The sequence below is a fragment of the Corynebacterium sp. S7 genome (genome assembly GCF_054401105.1).
Map to the genome: position 1 here is coordinate 2,289,403 of NZ_CM136760.1, position 16,533 is coordinate 2,305,935.

Consider the following 16,533-nt stretch of genomic DNA (forward strand, 5'->3'; position numbering starts at 1 on the left):
ACTAACGTGTCAACTTTCGGTGGGTGACTCGAGATGGCTTTGCGGCTTCCTCACCGAGGCGCTCCACCTTGTTCTTTTCGTAATCGCCGAAGTTACCCTCGAACCAGTACCACTTGCCTTCCTCGACGTTGCCTTCCCACGCAAGGATGTGAGTACAGGTGCGGTCCAGGAACCAACGGTCGTGGGAAATGACCACGGCACAGCCTGGGAACTTCTGCAGAGCATTTTCCAGGGAACCGAGGGTTTCCACGTCCAGGTCGTTTGTCGGCTCATCGAGCAGGATCAGGTTTCCGCCCTGCTTCAGAGTGAGCGCCAAGTTCAAGCGGTTGCGCTCACCACCGGAAAGCACTCCGGACTTCTTTTGCTGATCCGCGCCCTTGAAACCGAAAGCCGACACGTAAGCACGCGATGGCATTTCGTTTTGACCGACAATGATGTAATCCAGACCGTCAGAGACGGTCTCCCAGACGGACTTCTCTGGGTCGAGGTTCTCACGGCCCTGGTCAACGTAAGACAGCTTGACGGTCTCGCCGATGTCTACCTTGCCTGCGTCTGGCTCTTCTAGGCCCACGATGGTCTTGAACAGGGTGGACTTACCCACACCGTTCGGGCCGATCACACCGACGATACCGTTGCGAGGCAGCGTGAAGGAGAGGTCCTTGATCAGAATGCGGCCATCGAAGCCCTTGTCCAAGTGCTCAACTTCAACGACCTTGTTGCCCAGGCGAGGAGGCGTTGGAATCTGGATTTCTTCGAAGTCCAGCTTCTTGTACTGCTCTGCTTCTGCCGCCATTTCTTCGTAGCGATCAAGACGAGCCTTGTTCTTCGCCTGACGAGCCTTTGGCGAGGAACGCACCCACGCCAACTCGTCCTTCAGGCGCTTCTGCAGCTTCTGGTCCTTCTGGCCCGAGATTTCGAGGCGCTCTGCCTTCTTCTCCAGGTAGGTGGAGTAGTTGCCCTCGTAAGGGAAGAGCTTTCCGCGGTCAACCTCACAGATCCATTCCGCGACGTTGTCCAGGAAGTAACGGTCGTGGGTCACGGCCAAGACAGCGCCCGGGTAGGACTGCAAGTGCTTCTCCAGCCACAGCACCGACTCGGCGTCAAGGTGGTTCGTAGGCTCATCGAGCAGCAGAAGATCTGGCTCTGCCAAAAGCAGCTTCGCCAGTGCTACACGACGACGCTCGCCACCGGAGAGGTGGGTGACGGGCTCATCTGCAGGTGGGCAACGCAGGGCATCCATGGCCTGCTCAATCTTCGAGTCGACCTCCCATGCGTCAGCTGCGTCGAGCTCCTCTTGCAGCTTGCCCATTTCTTCCATGAGCTCGTCGGTGTAGTTGGTTGCCATTTCTTCGGCGATCTCTTCGAAGCGCTGCTTCTTTTCCATGATGTCGCCGAGGCCTTCCTCGACGTTTTCACGAACAGTTTTCTCTTCGTTGAGTGGTGGCTCCTGGAGCAGGATGCCAACAGTGGCACCTGGGGCCAGGAAAGCCTCACCGTTGTTTGGCTGATCAATTCCCGCCATGATCTTCAACAGCGACGATTTACCCGCGCCGTTGGGGCCCACGACACCAATTTTGGCGCCCGGGTAGAAGGACATGGTGACATTGTCCAGGATGACCTTGTCACCGATGGCCCGACGAACGTTTTTCATCGTATAGATGAATTCGGCCACGAAAACCCCTTTGTGTAAGAGTGCGATTATCTACACCAAAGGGTACATCACAACCTTTAGAACGGTGCCTCGCTATCGGCCTGTTCTCCCACATGTTCGCTACCGGCACCCTCTGAAGCGGCATAGGCATCAGCTGCGGTATCGGTGATGATGGGCTGCGACAATTCCTCGGCTGTTTGGATTCGCATTTCTTTCATCCCAGTCGGGGTATGAGAATTATTGGTGGTCTTTGCGCTTGCGAGCTGATGCCTACTCATTTCAAAGCTGATCTGCTCGGCGCGCAGCTTGATCCGGCTGCGGTTGACTTGGCCCCCCTCAGCCTGGTCATCTTTGACGCTCCATGAATCCGTGACCAGATACCCGGTCGCCACGACCGGCGAGCCCTTGCGCAACGATGCCTTGGCATTGGTGGCCAGTTCTCCCCAGCACTCCGCGTCGATGAACAAGTTGTCCACGTCAGCCCACTGGTATTCTTCGGTGACTTGTGGGGTTGAGGTGGACTCCCCGAGTTGCCCATAGCTGCTCGACGATGAGGTGGCCTGATTCTGGGAGTTGTCATTGACTGGTTTGGTTACTTTGACTCGCGCACGCCGGCTAGATGCGATGCGCAAACGGCACAAGGTGGAGCCTGTATCGAAAGACGTGAACTCGGGATCAGCGGTGAGGTTTCCGGAAATAGTAACTGGGATCTGTGCCATGGTGGACTCCTTAGCTAGAAGTGAATGTTTGGTAGTGAGTGACGGTGCGCCTCTCATCATTGCGTGGTTGTCCACTTGGCGTTTTTGGGCAGAAAAAATCTGTGGATAAAAACTAGTTATCCACAGATTTTGGGCCCGTGCGTTAGTTCGAGTTGCCATCCTCGGGATTGTCTGATCTAGTATCGGACTGTCCGTCTGCGGGTTTATCGCCTCGTCGCAAAGCGATCTTTGGCCCGATCTTGTGATTGCCAGCAAGACCAAGCATCTCGGTTTCTTCGGGCTTTGCGCCGGTCCAAGCGCTCGTCGATACGCGTGGCTGTTCTCCCTGCGAGTAGGCAGCAAGCATGTCGTTGTAGGACTCCCACTCGGTGTCGTCTTCGGCGTCGAGCTTCTCGTCGACCTCGGCGGACTGGCTCTTGTCCTCGCGGCGCCATGTCACCAGCAAAATACCGATGACCAGGGCCAACGGGAAGGATCCAGAAGCCCACGCAATACCGCCACCGACGCGCTGGTCAGCGTGCAGATCAGGGTTCCACGGCAGGAGGAGGGAACTGTAGAACTCCTCGCCCAACACGCTGGTCATCTGCATGAGGTAAACACCCATGAACAGGTGAATCGGCATGGAAACGAACACAACGGCCAAGCGCACCGGGGTGGATTTCCGGCCGCGGATATAGTCCGGCCCGACAAGTTCCCAGAAATAGAAGTAACCAGACACCAAGAAGGCCGCATTCATAATCACGTGACCCGCGTGCTCCGAGATGGCCAACTGGTAGAGGTCAGGGAACACGTAAATGACGTAGAAAACGGTCAAGAATTGAATCGTCGAGATAACCGGGTGGGTGAAAAATTCCACAAACCTTGAGTTCTGGAAAGCCTCGGCCCAGGCACGCGGATTGAATTCGTCGGCTGGGTAGGCCTCACGGATCAACGTCAACGGTGCGCCAAGGGCAAGGAAAAGCGGCACGACCATGGACAAGATCATGTGCACAACCATGTGCATAGAGAAAGACGCCGGCATGTACATGCCCATCCCCGAGGACATGGTCACGCCTAAAGTGATACAACCCGCGAGCCACCAGGCGGTGCGCTTGTGGTTCCAGTTCGGCACGCGGCGCAAGAGGTGAAGGTAGTAGACGGCAAGCAAAATGCCGATCACCGTGAACAAGACCTCGAAGCGCCAGTTAGTAAAGGTCGCCTGAATTGACGGTGGTTCGTAGAGGTTGTAGCCCATTTGAATCTGCATCGCCGTCAGATTCGGGTCGCGTGGCGGTGGTGGCGGAGTGCGCCCCATGGTCACCGCAATGCCTGCGACGGCGGCCATAATCATCACTTCAACGGTAGCGAGCCTTACGAAAGCGAAGCGATCGGTGGACAACTTCGGAATCGTAATCTGGCGATGCGCGAATCCCATCAGCCCCAAAATGACGGTGCCTACCATCTTCGCCACGATGATCAGGCCATACCTGGTGGTAAAAAGGTCCGACAGTTCGATGCGGATGACCATGGAAATCAGACCCGAAATGGTCACGGCGAGGAACGCAAACAGGGAAATCCGCGAGTACCTGGCCACTGCATTTTCCATGTGCGGGCCAAGGCGCCTACCGTGCGCGATCAGGGCGAAGAGGCCACCGATCCAAATCATGATGAATACGAGGTGCCACAGGTACGCGTTGGTGCCATAGTCATGGTCGCCACCGGTTGCCGCGTGGCCCTCCATGCCAAGCGGGATGATCATCAAAATCGCCGCGATGAAAAGCGGTGGCTGCGACATCCACGTGCCAAAGATGTACCCAAGCACGCCAACAGCCAAGGCAATCAGGGCAACAATGCCCCACACTGCAGATTCCGCGACCTGATTCACCGCGGTCGCCCAGGCCGAGGGCTGGAAAAGCACCTGCGAAAGCGGTGTGCCCGACACATCCGAGAGCACCATCGGGATCATTATGGCGGCAATCACTGCCAGGCCCAGCGCAGCCGAGGAACCGGTGCGCGCCGCAATATGCCCGTCTACCGTCAGTTTCGCCTCGCGCAGATTCTTATTATCCGGCGGGATCAAAAACGCCGAGAAGAGAAATGAGCCGATTGATAATGCAGCCAGCAGCCACGCAACCGCGCGCAGAGCCGGGAGGCCGAAAGTTGTCGCGGGCCCTGGGTCTGGGATTCCGAGTGCTGCGAGCGATTCAGCGAGGAAGGAGTAAGAGATCGAACCGGCGATGACCGCGCCGATGAGAATTGCAACAAGATAAATCGGCCAGCTAGCCTTGACCGCTTGTTTTGTAGACATGCCTGACACGATACTTCCCCAAAGTGAACTTACCGAACCATCGCCTCGTATCTTCCCCTTATGGGTGTCCCACTGCGCTCCCAGTTCGGATTCATAAACGGATGGTAGTATCTCGTCTCATGGATTCTCGGCAGCTGCATTATTTCCGCACAGTGGTAGACACAGGTTCTTTCACCAAAGCCGCCGAAGCGCTCGGGCTCACGCAACCTTCGCTCTCGCTGGCTATCCGCAAACTCGAAGATGATCTCCAAGCACACCTATTAAATAGGAATCGCGCCGGCGCCACACCCACCGAAGCTGGCAAGTACCTCTATCAGGTAGCTAGTCGCATGGACTCGCTTTTCGACGATGCACAGCGCCGCGTCAGCGACATCACCGCAGGCATCTTCGGGTCGGTTCGTATCGCGTCGATGCCTGTGTTTAATTGGGATTTCTTACCTGAGGTGCTGCACCGCGTTTTGGAAGCTCACCCATCCTTGGACATCTCGCTGGAAGATCCAAAGCCTGCCTCGGCTATCGAATACGTAGAAACAGGGAAATCCGATATCGGCCTCGTTGCACTTGCCGAGCCTCAGGAATTCATCGCACACTACCGCACTGTATTTAACGTCGAGCACGTCCAAGATTTGGAATACCGCATTGCTGTACCGGAGCGGTTGAGCCATCTTCCGGAGACCGTTTCGTTCAAAGATCTTGCCGACGAGTCGCTTATCCTGCCCTTCGGTGGACAAAGGTTCGCGGATCTCACCCCTCAGCTGCAGGGTTTATGGGACACTGACCCGACAACAAAGCCGCGTCGCGTCATTCACACCTCTACTATGCATGCAGCAATCCCCCTTGTTGCAGGAGGCGTTGGTGTAGCAGTGATGACCGAAAACGCAGAGGCGATGGCCGGCAATCGGCTTACTCTGAAGCGCCTCTCCGATCCTTTGCCTCCCGCAGGGGCCGTGGCGTTCCATCTCCAACAGCGCTCGCTCTCCCCTGCGGCCCAGTATCTCTTTGAAGAGCTACTCAAAGTCGGTCGCGAAAGATAAATGCGCTACACTGTTGGGCGCTGCTTTAGCTGGTTTTAAGAGTCAGTAGTTTGAGTAGCCTTGGTAGCCCGCCTCCATAGCTCAGTGGATCAGAGCAATCGGCTTCTACCCGATCGGTCGGGGGTTCGAATCCCTCTGGGGGCACAACTGTGAAAGTCTCGCGACATCGTTCCGACGGTGCGCGAGACTTTTTGCTTGAAACTTCAAAGAGGTGCACTTTGCAAGATATCACCTTCCAGCGACCTGCGGTTTTATTTTTCGTCGTGCGTTAGGTCCGGTTTTCGAGCATCTGGGGCCTCACTCCGCGGACCTAACGCACGACGAAATCTAAAAGCCCAGGTCATTTAAAACAAAGTCCTGCGAAGTGCACCTTTTGACCATGGGAACCAACCATGGGAACCAATCATGGGAACCAACCCATAATTTCCGGTAATGGGCTCATTCAACTCAATGGACTACTCTCCGCGCAAATTCGCCCTTAAGTTGGAGGCTAGGCGGGAACCAGAATCTCGTCGTGAAGCGAAAACGAAAGGACGCCCACTATGGCTTATCTACAAATCACACTTGATGTCGCACCTGAGAACCGGGAAAGCGCGGCAGGCGTATACACGGAATACAAGCAGCCATTCCTAGACACCATTACTGGTGCACAGAGCAAGGAACTTCTCATCCGTAATGAAGATGTCCAGGTGCTGCACGGTTTTGATACCGCTGAAAATGCACAGGCTTACCTGGCCACCGACCTATTCAAAAACGATGTTGTTGCTGGTCTCGCACCGTATCTCAAGTCTGACCCAGAAATCCGCGTCTACGACGTAGCGTAATTTCTCCGGACTCTAGGAACTAGAGGTAATTCGATCTGCGAGCTGCCCGAGCGTGTTTGCCAGGGCAGACGCTGGATCCCACACGGCTTCGTAGAAGATTTCTACTTCGTGGCCGTCTTCCTGCAACGCCATGACCCCGTGATTACCTGCGGTTACCTTCGATTCGGGAAGAATTGCCATACCAAGTCCCAGATTGGCCCACTGCTCTAGCACTCGGTAGCTCGAGGCTTCACCCGAGTAAGTGTTGTAGGCCACGCCGCGAGTAGAAAATAGATCCTTGGTGAAGGTGGTTAACCCACAAGCATCGGGAACCAGAATCAAGGGTTCAGTACCAATGTCACCGACGTTGATGCTGGCCTCTTCCCTCGCATTTTCCGTAGACGCGTTTTCACCAGACCCGCACACTAGCACGACGGGCTCAGAGTCAATGATCCGATGCGTAAACCGAGGTAGTGGCGCCACCGAGGGAATGAGAATGATGTCCAGCTCGCCACTTTGCAGGGAATCTTGCAGCTCCTGCATATTTGCCTCACGTAGTACGAGTTCGCGCGGACCATTCTCCTCCGGCAGGCTACGCGAAGCATTGTAGGCTGCAGCAATCAGGCGCGGATCAATCAACGGCGAAACGCCCATCTTGATACTGCTGGTTTTCCGCTCGCTGAGGCGCCCTGCCTCCGCAGTAACTCGGTCTATTGAAGCAAGCGCGTTGGTTACATAGGGCACGAGCTGCTCTCCGAACGCGGTGAGTGTGACACCTCGCGGAGAACGTTCAAAAAGCTGCCCGCCGAGGCGCTCTTCCGCCTTCGCTATGCCATTGGAAAGCGCTGGTTGGGTTACCCCATATGCCCGCGCTGCGGCGCTGAATGAACCAGTTTCCACCACGGCTTGAACATAGCGAAGCGCCTCTAAACTTACTTGACTTGCCATAACCAGAGGTTATCACCATATACCCGATCGGTACCTACAAGAATCCGAAGACCTTCATTAGCCTGTGAGAAGGTAATTACACGCTGGCAAAGGATTCACGTATGTCCGAAAATTTTCGCATCGCCCAGGTTCGCTCTGCGGGTGGCCCCCTGGAGATTCACCAGGTTCCCATCCCTGAAACCCGGCCAGACCAGGTGCTCGTGCACGTTCGCGCCAGCGGAATGTGCGGCGCAGATATTGGAACAGCGCGCGCACGCGGGGGCCAGTTGCCAGTCACTCCGGGCCATGAGGTCGCGGGCACCGTTGAGAAGCTAGGTAGCAGTGTCCAGGGCTTTGCGGTGGGCGATCGCGTGGCCGTCGGGTGGTTCGGCGGAAGTTGTGGTCATTGTGACGCGTGTCGACGAGGCGATGTCGTCCACTGCCCCAAGCGGCAGGTGCCCGGACTTTCCTACCCCGGCGGCTGGGCGGAAAAGATTCTCGTGCCCGCAAGCGCGCTTGCTCATATCCCGGATCAGCTCTCTTTTGAAGAGGCCGCCCCGATGGGGTGCGCTGGCGTGACCACTTATAATGCTTTACGCAATGCGCACCTTGCTCCTGGCAGCCGGGTAGCCGTGTTTGGCATCGGCGGGCTCGGGCACATGGCAGTTCAGTTTGCCGCGCAGATGGGTTTTGAAGTTGTCGCCATTGCGCGCGGTCCGGAAAGGGAGGAAGCGGCTGAGGAACTCGGAGCGACTTATTATATTGACAGCTCAGTTGCCGAGCCGGGTCAAGCACTCGCCGATCTCGGCGGCGCCGACCTTATCCTCACCACGGCTTCGTCTACCGATGCAGTCACGGGCCTGATTTCCGGACTGCGCACTCACGGGCGCCTGACCATGATCGGCATCGACGGCGGCTCGGTGGAAATTCCGGCAGCTCGCCTTGTCATGAATGGCATTTCTCTCTCGGGCCATCTCACCGGCAGCCCCACCGACATTGAGGACGCCATGCACTTTGCCGCAGTCACCAGGGTTCGCCCCGTCACCGAAGCACTGCCTTTAGACGATGCCGCACAGGCACTTGACCGGCTCCGTTCCGGTGCTGCGCGCTTCCGGCTCGTTCTGACCACGGAGCCTGTCCAGTGAACAATCAACCTCACGGCACAACCATGGACGTCATCATCGTGGGAGCGGGGATCGCGGGACTCACGGCGGCAATCGTCGCGAAGCAAAATGGGTTGAACGTGCTTGTCCTAGAGGCCCGTCCCCGAGTTGGCGGGCGGGCGTGTAGCCGTAGCGTTGACGGTGGCTCAATCGACCTCGGGGCGACGTGGTTTTGGCACAACGAGGCCACGATCACCTCCTTCTGCGAGCAGCTCGGCGTATCAACGTTTGAGCAATATCTTGCCGGCGATGCCCTCTACGAAGCCCCCGGCCAGCCCGTGCAGCGGCTGCAAGGCAATCCCATCGATGCCCCATCCTCGCGGTTTGCACACGGTGCGCAGCAACTTGCGGATGGCCTAGCTTCGCAATTGCTTGACGACGAGCTCCTGCTCAACTCAGCAGTACAAGCAATCACGGCTACGCCCTCTGCTGTGCATGTGCACTCGGAATCGACTGTTTTTGAGGCTGACCAGGTAATTCTTGCTATTCCGCCGGCACTTGCTGTTGAGCAGATCACATTTGCTCCGGAGCTACCGCAGGACGTGCGTGACCTGGCTAGCCAAACCGCAGTGTGGATGGGCAACATGGCCAAGGCGGTTGCTGTATATGAGTCGCCTTTTTGGCGTGAGGCGCAATTGGCGGGCGCGGCAATGAGTTATGTCGGGCCATTTCGAGAGATTCATGACCATAGCGGACCCGACGGCTCACCTGCGGCGCTGTTTGGTTTTGCTCCTGCTGCCGCGGTTGCGGGTCGAACCGAAGCGGAGATCGCCGAGGCTTTCCAAGGACAACTCACCAGGTATTTCGGCGAGGAGGCAGCGGCGCCGATGGAGATTCAGGTGATTGACTGGAGCCGCGAGAAATACACTTCACCGGTACATGTTCATGGTCAAGCTTCGAGTCAGTTCTATGGGCACCCGCTTTTCCAGCAACCAGTGCACAAGCGGATTCGCTGGGCTTCGACGGAGACTGCTTCCGATTTCGGGGGTCACCTTGAGGGCGCGATCCGAGCTGGGATTTCCGCAGCTCAGGCTTTGTAATTTTTTGCTTGAAACTTCAAAGAGGTGCACTTTGCAAGATATTACCTTCCAGCGACCTGCGGTTTTATTTTTCGCAGTGCGTTAGGTCCGGTTTTCGAGCACCTGGGGCCTCACTCCGCGGACCTAACGCACGACGAAATCTAAAAGCCCAGGTCATTTAAAACAAAGTCCTGCGAAGTGCACCTTTTCAAGCACACGGACGCAACCGCCGAGAAAATCACCCAAAAATAGCGCTAACATTGCCCCATGACTTTCCCTCAACCCTCCGTTGATTCGTATGCGCTTGTCACCGGCGCCAGCCAGGGCATCGGCGAAGCCATGGCCCGCGATCTGGCCAAGGCCGGCCACAACCTGATCATCGTGGCCCGGCGCGAAAGCGTGCTAAATACCCTCAAGGCCGAGCTCGAGGCCGCCCACGGCGTCGAGGTCGTTGTGCATGCGGCGGATCTTTCCAGCCACGATGCAGTGACCACACTTATCGACGAGCTCGAGACCCGCAAGGTCACCATCTGCATCAACAGCGCAGGGATCGCCTCCTTTGGCCCGTTCATCGAGCAGGATTGGAACTACGAGGTCAACCAGTACAACCTCAACGCCACGGCTGTGTTCCGTCTCACCAAGGCCGTGCTGAACCAGATGGTGCCGCGCAAGCAGGGCGCGATTTGTAACGTGGGCTCGGCCGCTGGAAATATCCCAATCCCAAACAATGCCACCTATGTATTTACTAAGGCTGGCGTGAACGCCTTTACGGAGGCCTTGCACTACGAGCTGAAGAAGCAAGGCATTCACGTCACGCTTTTGGCTCCGGGCCCTGTGCGCGAAGCCGAAGTGCCTGCCGAGGAACAATCCATCGTGGACAAGGTTGTACCGGACTTCTTGTGGACAACCTACGAGTCTTGCTCGCAAGAAACCCTGGAGGGCATGGCAAAGAATAAGCGCCGAGTTGTGCCCGGCCCTCTGTCCAAGGCCATGGACTTTGTCGGTTCCTACGCCCCGCGCGGAGTGGTCGCACCGATCGTGGGTAAGTTCTACTCCAAGATGGGCTAAACCCGTAACTAGTACGGGTCGTTGACCAGGCGCGCGACGTGGAGGGCGAGGTAGGACTCTTCATCCTCGGTAAGTTCCGTGCCCAAGCGCAGCTGCAAAAGCTCAGCCAGATGGGCTGCGCAGCGCACCGCGTCAGGGTGCTCGAGTGCCAGCGAGCGGCGCAGCACCGAAATGTCGTTGTCTATCTGCCTGCCCTCATGGGCACGGACGAAAAAGTAACGCATGTGGGTAATAAACCTGGCGGAGTTGACTGAGTGGCGGTCGATGGTGATGCCGAAAGCTTCGTCAATCTCGTCGAAAAGTTGGCCAAAGAGACCTGTCATGGCGTAGGTCTCGGCCAGATCGCCCGAGCGGAAACCCGCGTTAACCAGGTGCATTGCAACTGAGGTGCTCTCGGCCTCAGGCAATGCATTTTCGCCGCGCGTTTCCAGCCACTCGTTCGCGGATCTAATAATCTTGCGCGCAGCCGCCAACTCAGCGGGATAGAGGTTGGCCACTTCCGCTGCCAGCGGGTGCGCTTGATCGCGATGTTCGGGATCCAAACGGTGACGATGCACCGCCATCTGCAGGTGGTCGGCCAGCGCAACTACGGTCGCCGAGCTGATCGGGGCCTGCAAAGGCATCTCAGCAGGATCGAGCAAGCGGGTTGCTAAGTCGATATAAGCCAGGGGCACGGCCGCGACTAACTCGGCTAAGTTGTCGGAATCCCGGTTGTTTTCGGGAACGAAGACTTGTTGGATCCGGGCCTCGTCGATAAGCGATCCTGGCTTTGCTTTGTGCCCAATGCCCAGCCCGGTCAGTACAACAGCAACGTTGTCCTCGCGCAGTGCGAGGACAACATTGTTGTTCAAAACTCTAAGAGTTTTCATGCAGACTTGTCACTTATGCCTTCAGGCTCGCGCCATTCGTGGCAATGACTTCCTTGTACCAAGAGAATGACTTTTTCCGGTACCGATCAAGCGTACCGGAGCCATCGTCGTTGCGATCGACGTAGATGAAACCGTAACGCTTGGACATCTGGGCGGTGGACATGGCCACAAGGTCGATCGGACCCCAGGTGGTGTAGCCCATGAGTGGCACGCCGTCGTCGATAGCTTCGCCGACCTGCACGAGGTGATCATTGAGGTACTCGATGCGGTAATCATCCTCCACGGTCTTACCGTCGGGGCCACCGTCGACGAGTTCGTCCTTCGCGCCGAGCCCATTTTCGACGATGAACAATGGCTTCTGCCAGCGGTCCCAATAATCGTTGAGAATGATGCGCAGGCCCACCGGATCGATCTGCCAACCCCACTCGGAGGCCCGCAAAGTCGGGTTCGGCACGCCTCCAACAACGTTGCCCTCGCCCTTCACGTCCTTCTCAGGATCGGCCGTTTCGCACACCGACATGTAATAGGAGAAGGAGACGAAGTCCACGGTGTGGGTCAGGGCCTCGCGGTCCGCATCAGTAACATCCAGCTCGATGCCGTGCTCGCGGAAGTAGCGCATCATATAACCCGGGTACTGACCGCGGACGTGGATATCACCGAAGGCATAATCCATCTGCGATTCGTACTGGGCCTTGCGCTGATCCTCAGGGTCCGGGGTGAGCCCGTAGCGCGGGATGGCGATGATCATGCAGCCGACCTTGTTCTCTGGGTCGATCTCGTGCGCCACCTTCGTGGCCAGGCCAGAGGCCACAAGCTCGTGGTGCACTGCCTGGTAGAGCTCTTGCTCAGAGAGTTCCTCGCGTGGCACCTCGATGCCACCAGCGGTAAAGGGGTTGTGCAAAATCGCGTTGACCTCGTTAAAGGTCAGCCAATACTTCACGCGCCCCTTATAGCGCTGCATGACGGTGCGGGCGAACTTTTCGAAGAAACCAATTAGCTCGCGGGAGCGCCAACCGCCGTACTCGCGGGCAAGCGCCAGTGGAGTTTCGTAGTGACTTAAGGTCACCAACGGTTCCATGCCGTACTTTTCCATCTCGTCGAACACCCGATCATAGAAAGCGAGGCCTTCTTCGTTGGGCTCGGACTCGTCGCCACGCGGGAAAATGCGCGACCACGCAATCGAGATGCGGAAGACCTTAAAACCCATCTCTGCAAACAGTGCGATGTCTTCTGGGTAGCGGTGGTAGAAATCGATTGCCTCGAGGGTGAGGTTCTCCGGCGTCGGGCCTTCCGTGGGTGCCTGGTGCAAGCCCTTCGGCAGGACGTCGCGGATACTTAAGCCCTTGCCGCCCTCGTCGTACGCGCCCTCGATCTGGTTCGCCGCGGTGGCGCCGCCCCAGAGGAATCCTTCGGGAAATGTCACGGACATCTGTGTACCTTCTCTTTCTGCTTGTTTTACTTTTCGACGAGGCTCGCGCCGTTGGATTCAATTACCTGCTTGTACCAGTCAAAGGACTTCTTGCGGTAGCGCGCCAAGGTGCCGGTGCCGTCATCGTTGCGATCGACGTAGATAAAGCCATAGCGCTTAGACATTTGCTTCGAGGACATGGACACCAGATCGATCGGGCCCCAGGAGGTGTAGCCGATTACAGGGATCTCATCCTTGATGGCTTCGGCCACCTGAACCAGGTGATCATTCATGTACGAGATGCGGTAATCGTCCTCGACGGTCTTTCCGTCAGGGCCACCGTCGATGAGCTCGTCCTTGGCGCCAAGGCCATTTTCGACGATGAACAATGGCTTGTGCCAGCGGTCAAAGAAGTTGTTCATGGCAATCCTGATGCCCACCGGGTCAATCTGCCAGCCCCACTCGGAGGCTTCCAAAGTGGGGTTCTGTACGCCACCCATAATGTTGCCCTCGCCCGACACATCGAGCTCCGGGTCAGCCGTTTCACAGACCGAGTTGTAGTAGGAGAAGGAGACGAAGTCCACCGTGTGGCTCAATGCTTCGCGGTCTGCATCAGTGATCTCAAGGGTGATGCCGTGCTCGCGGAAGTAGCGCTTGAGAGTGTGTGGGTACTCGCCAAAAACGTGGATGTCGCCGAAGGCATAGTCGATCTGGGATTCATACTGTGCCTTGCGCTGATCAGCAGGATCTGGGGTCAAGCCGTAGCGAGGCGAAGCGATCACCATGCACCCCACCTGGTTGTCAGGATCGATCTCGTGAGCCACCTTGGTGGCCAAACCTGAAGCCACCAATTCGTGGTGAATTGCCTGGTAGAGCTCCTGCTCGGAGAGCTCCTCACGAGGCGACTCGATGGCACCTGCCAAGAACGGCTCGTGCAAAATCGCATTGATTTCATTGAAGGTGAGCCAGTACTTCACGCGCCCCTTGTAGCGCTCGATGACGGTGCGGGCGTACTTTTCGAAGAAGCCAATCAGCTCGCGCGAGCGCCAGCCACCATAATTGCGGGCCAGGTTGAGCGGGGTTTCATAGTGGCTCAGCGTGACTAGTGGTTCGATACCGTGCTTCTCCAACTCGTCGAAAACACGGTCATAGAAGGCCAAGCCTTCTTCGTTCGGTTCCGCGTCGTCACCGTTGGGGAAAATGCGCGACCAGGCGATGGAGATACGGAACACCTTGAATCCCATCTCGGCGAACAGCGCAATGTCCTCGGCATAGGTGCGGTAAAAGTCAATGCCCTTGAGCGTGAGGTTGTCCTCGGTGGGTTCCGGCGTCGGCGGGGTTTTAATGCCGTTGGGCATCACATCTTGGATGCTTAAGCCCTTGCCGCCCTCGTTGTAGGCACCTTCGATTTGGCAGGCAGCGGTTGCGCCGCCCCAGAGAAAATTGTCAGGAAATGTCGCGGTCATGTTGTGCTCCTATTTCGTGATGTCGATGATGGTGTCGTTGTGGCCCACTGTGCCAGATTCCCTGGTCGGGGTGACTGCAGTGAGTTTCTTGGTGTTGGTGACAATCACCAGCGTTGTTGCGGGGTATCCGGCTGCCTCGATTGCGGCAAGGTCTGCACGGCCAATGTGCTGGCCCGCTTCAACCATGTCGCCCTTTTCAACGAGGGTTTCAAAGCCCTCGCCCCTCATCTTGACGGTGTCGATGCCAACGTGGACGAGAACCTCTACCCCATTATCGCCCTTGATTCCGTAGGCGTGCCCGGTCTTTTGCACGGCGACCATCTTGCCGGCCGTCGGTGCGTACACCTCGCCACTGGTGGGCTCGATTGCAATACCGGCGCCCATCGCGCCAGAGGCGAAGACCTCGTCTGGCACCTGCTCCAGCGGGGTGAGCGTGCCGTCCACCGGTGCAGCGACAGTGGCGGTTTCGGTGGCGGTCTCAGTTTCTGTTTCGGTAGCAACCGCAGTTGCCACGGCAGCCCCGGCACCAGCACCAACCGTTGAAGCAACCGGCTGAGCCTCAGCCTCCTTCAAGTCCGCTCCTTCAGCAGTGGCCATGGCCGAGGGGTTGTCGCTTTCGGCATCGTCAACTACCTTGGTCACGTCCTTGTCGTATTTATTCTCAATCCACGGCAGAGCGATGAAGGTCACCACGAAACCGAGCACCGTAGCCACAGCAGAACCAATCACCAACGCGGCGAAGGAGCCATGGTTCATACCTGCTGGGAAGGCCAGGATCGATGGGAAGACGAACGCATCGAAAGCATTGCGGCCAGCGCCGATGATTGCGCCACCGATGGCACCCGAGACACAGCCGATGTAGAACGGGATTTTCAGTGGCAGGTTCACACCGTAAACCGCAGGCTCTGTGACTCCGGCAAGGAACGCAGACAATGCTGCTGGGCCCGCCACTTTACGACGAGCAGCGTTACGCGAACGCAGCGCCACTGCAAGAACAACGCCTGCCTGTGCCAAAACGGCAGCCATTGTCGGCGAGCTGAGGTAACTGAATCCCTGGGTGGACAGGTCGTTGAGCATGACAGGAACGAATCCCCAGTGCAGGCCAAACATCACGAAGACTTGCCAGAAGCCACCCATCAGTGCGCCAGCCAGCCAAGGGACGTAGTCGAAGACAATGCCAATTCCGCCGGAGATCCAGTTCGACAGGGTGACCGTTGCAGGACCCACGGTCATCAGGGTCAGTGGCACCATGACAGTCACGGTCAGCAGTGGAGTGGTGAAGTTACGGATTGCAGAAGGCAAGACCTTGTTCAACCAGCGCTCGAGGTAGCTCTGTACCCAAATAGCCACAACAATCGGAATGACCGAGGACGAATAGTTCATCATGACTACTGGGATGCCGAAGAAGGTAACATCTCCGGCCCCCGGTTCTGCCAGCGCCACAATGCTTGGGTAGAGCAACGCCGCGGCCGTGGCCATAGCCACAAACTCGTTACATTTGAACCTTCTCGCCGCGGTCACAGCCAAGAACATCGGTAAGAAGTAGAACAGGCCGTCATAAGTGGCGTAGAGAATTGTGTAGGTCGTGGACTCTGGATCTAACCAGTTGAAGTTCAGAGCAAGCGTCAGCGCTGCCTTACCCAGTGCAATACCAGCCAAAGGCCAGATCAGCGGAGTAATCAGCGCCGAGATCAGGTCAATGAATTGGTCAATAATGCTCTTCTTTTCGCCCGGCTCATCCGCGGCATCGTCTACTTCGTCGCCATCGGTCTGATCCTTGACGGACTTCTTGGCCATGCCAGGAATATCCATGACAGCTTCGTAGGCATAGGGGACATCATTGCCCACCACAACTTGGTGCTGGCCACCGGCTTTAATCGCGGTAATCACGCCGTCCACCTCATTCACGGCATCGAGGTCGGCTTTGCTGCTGTCTTTGACTACGAAACGCAGCCTTGTTGCGCAGTGAGTAAATGACTTGATGTTGTCAGGCCCGCCGAGGTCTTTGACCACGTTTTGGGCCAAGGATTCAAAGGCCGTTTTATTTGCCATCGGGATCCTCTTCCTTTCATTAGGTTCTCCCGAAAATGCAAAAAGACCCGAGCCATGCGTAAATGCA

Annotated in this window: 13 protein-coding genes and 1 tRNA gene; 6 read left to right on the forward strand and 8 right to left on the reverse strand. The window is 57.1% G+C overall.

Going from position 1 to position 16,533, the window contains the following annotated elements:
* Window position 1: 1 nt before the first annotated feature.
* The 3 genes from ettA to ACXZ66_RS10895 form a co-directional block, all read right to left on the reverse strand.
* Window positions 2–1,672, reverse strand: a complete 1,671-nt coding sequence (ettA, locus tag ACXZ66_RS10885) for an energy-dependent translational throttle protein EttA (protein WP_458748763.1) — start codon at window positions 1,670–1,672, stop codon at window positions 2–4.
* Window positions 1,673–1,728: 56 nt separating this feature from the next.
* The gene (locus tag ACXZ66_RS10890; RefSeq protein WP_458748764.1) at window positions 1,729–2,370 is read right to left on the reverse strand and encodes a single-stranded DNA-binding protein; all 642 of its coding nucleotides are present in this window, start codon (window positions 2,368–2,370) and stop codon (window positions 1,729–1,731) included.
* A 142-nt stretch (window positions 2,371–2,512) separates the two neighbouring features.
* Entirely contained in the window at window positions 2,513–4,657 is a 2,145-nt protein-coding gene (locus tag ACXZ66_RS10895; RefSeq protein ID WP_458748765.1) for a cytochrome c oxidase assembly protein, read from the reverse strand.
* Between the two features lie 119 nt (window positions 4,658–4,776).
* Between ACXZ66_RS10895 and ACXZ66_RS10900 the strand changes: the two genes are divergently transcribed.
* From ACXZ66_RS10900 to ACXZ66_RS10910, 3 genes are all read left to right on the forward strand, one after another.
* On the forward strand, window positions 4,777–5,691 hold the full coding sequence (locus tag ACXZ66_RS10900; protein ID WP_458748766.1) for a LysR family transcriptional regulator: 915 nt from the start codon (window positions 4,777–4,779) through the stop codon (window positions 5,689–5,691).
* Between the two features lie 70 nt (window positions 5,692–5,761).
* A tRNA-Arg gene (locus ACXZ66_RS10905) sits at window positions 5,762–5,835 on the forward strand.
* 398 nt (window positions 5,836–6,233) lie between these two features.
* Complete coding sequence (locus tag ACXZ66_RS10910; protein ID WP_458748767.1) at window positions 6,234–6,515, forward strand: hypothetical protein; 282 nt, start codon at window positions 6,234–6,236, stop codon at window positions 6,513–6,515.
* Window positions 6,516–6,527: 12 nt separating this feature from the next.
* Here the strand turns inward: ACXZ66_RS10910 and ACXZ66_RS10915 are convergent, their stop codons facing one another.
* On the reverse strand, window positions 6,528–7,442 hold the full coding sequence (locus ACXZ66_RS10915; protein WP_458748769.1) for a LysR family transcriptional regulator: 915 nt from the start codon (window positions 7,440–7,442) through the stop codon (window positions 6,528–6,530).
* A 101-nt stretch (window positions 7,443–7,543) separates the two neighbouring features.
* Between ACXZ66_RS10915 and ACXZ66_RS10920 the strand changes: the two genes are divergently transcribed.
* The 3 genes from ACXZ66_RS10920 (at window position 7,544) to cmrA (ending at window position 10,671) form a co-directional block, all read left to right on the forward strand.
* Entirely contained in the window at window positions 7,544–8,566 is a 1,023-nt protein-coding gene (locus ACXZ66_RS10920; protein WP_458748770.1) for an alcohol dehydrogenase catalytic domain-containing protein, read from the forward strand.
* Entirely contained in the window at window positions 8,563–9,624 is a 1,062-nt protein-coding gene (locus ACXZ66_RS10925) for a flavin monoamine oxidase family protein (protein WP_458748771.1), read from the forward strand. Before ACXZ66_RS10920 ends, ACXZ66_RS10925 begins: the two co-directional genes overlap by 4 nt.
* 246 nt (window positions 9,625–9,870) lie before the next feature.
* On the forward strand, window positions 9,871–10,671 hold the full coding sequence (cmrA, locus tag ACXZ66_RS10930) for a mycolate reductase (protein ID WP_458748773.1): 801 nt from the start codon (window positions 9,871–9,873) through the stop codon (window positions 10,669–10,671).
* Between the two features lie 8 nt (window positions 10,672–10,679).
* Here the strand turns inward: cmrA and ACXZ66_RS10935 are convergent, their stop codons facing one another.
* The 4 genes from ACXZ66_RS10935 to ACXZ66_RS10950 are packed head-to-tail and all read right to left on the reverse strand — an operon-like array spanning window position 10,680 to window position 16,466.
* Window positions 10,680–11,540 (reverse strand): PRD domain-containing protein, encoded by an 861-nt coding sequence (locus ACXZ66_RS10935; protein ID WP_458748775.1) that lies wholly within the window; start codon window positions 11,538–11,540, stop codon window positions 10,680–10,682.
* 13 nt (window positions 11,541–11,553) lie between these two features.
* A complete protein-coding gene (locus tag ACXZ66_RS10940; protein WP_458748776.1) occupies window positions 11,554–12,969 on the reverse strand; it encodes a glycoside hydrolase family 1 protein in 1,416 nt (471 codons plus the stop codon).
* Window positions 12,970–12,995: 26 nt separating this feature from the next.
* Window positions 12,996–14,414 carry a glycoside hydrolase family 1 protein gene (locus tag ACXZ66_RS10945; protein WP_458748778.1) on the reverse strand — a complete coding sequence of 473 codons (1,419 nt, stop codon included), beginning with the start codon at window positions 14,412–14,414 and terminating at the stop codon, window positions 12,996–12,998.
* A gap of 9 nt (window positions 14,415–14,423) precedes the next feature.
* Window positions 14,424–16,466 carry a beta-glucoside-specific PTS transporter subunit IIABC gene (locus ACXZ66_RS10950; protein ID WP_458748779.1) on the reverse strand — a complete coding sequence of 681 codons (2,043 nt, stop codon included), beginning with the start codon at window positions 16,464–16,466 and terminating at the stop codon, window positions 14,424–14,426.
* Window positions 16,467–16,533 lie beyond the last annotated feature (67 nt).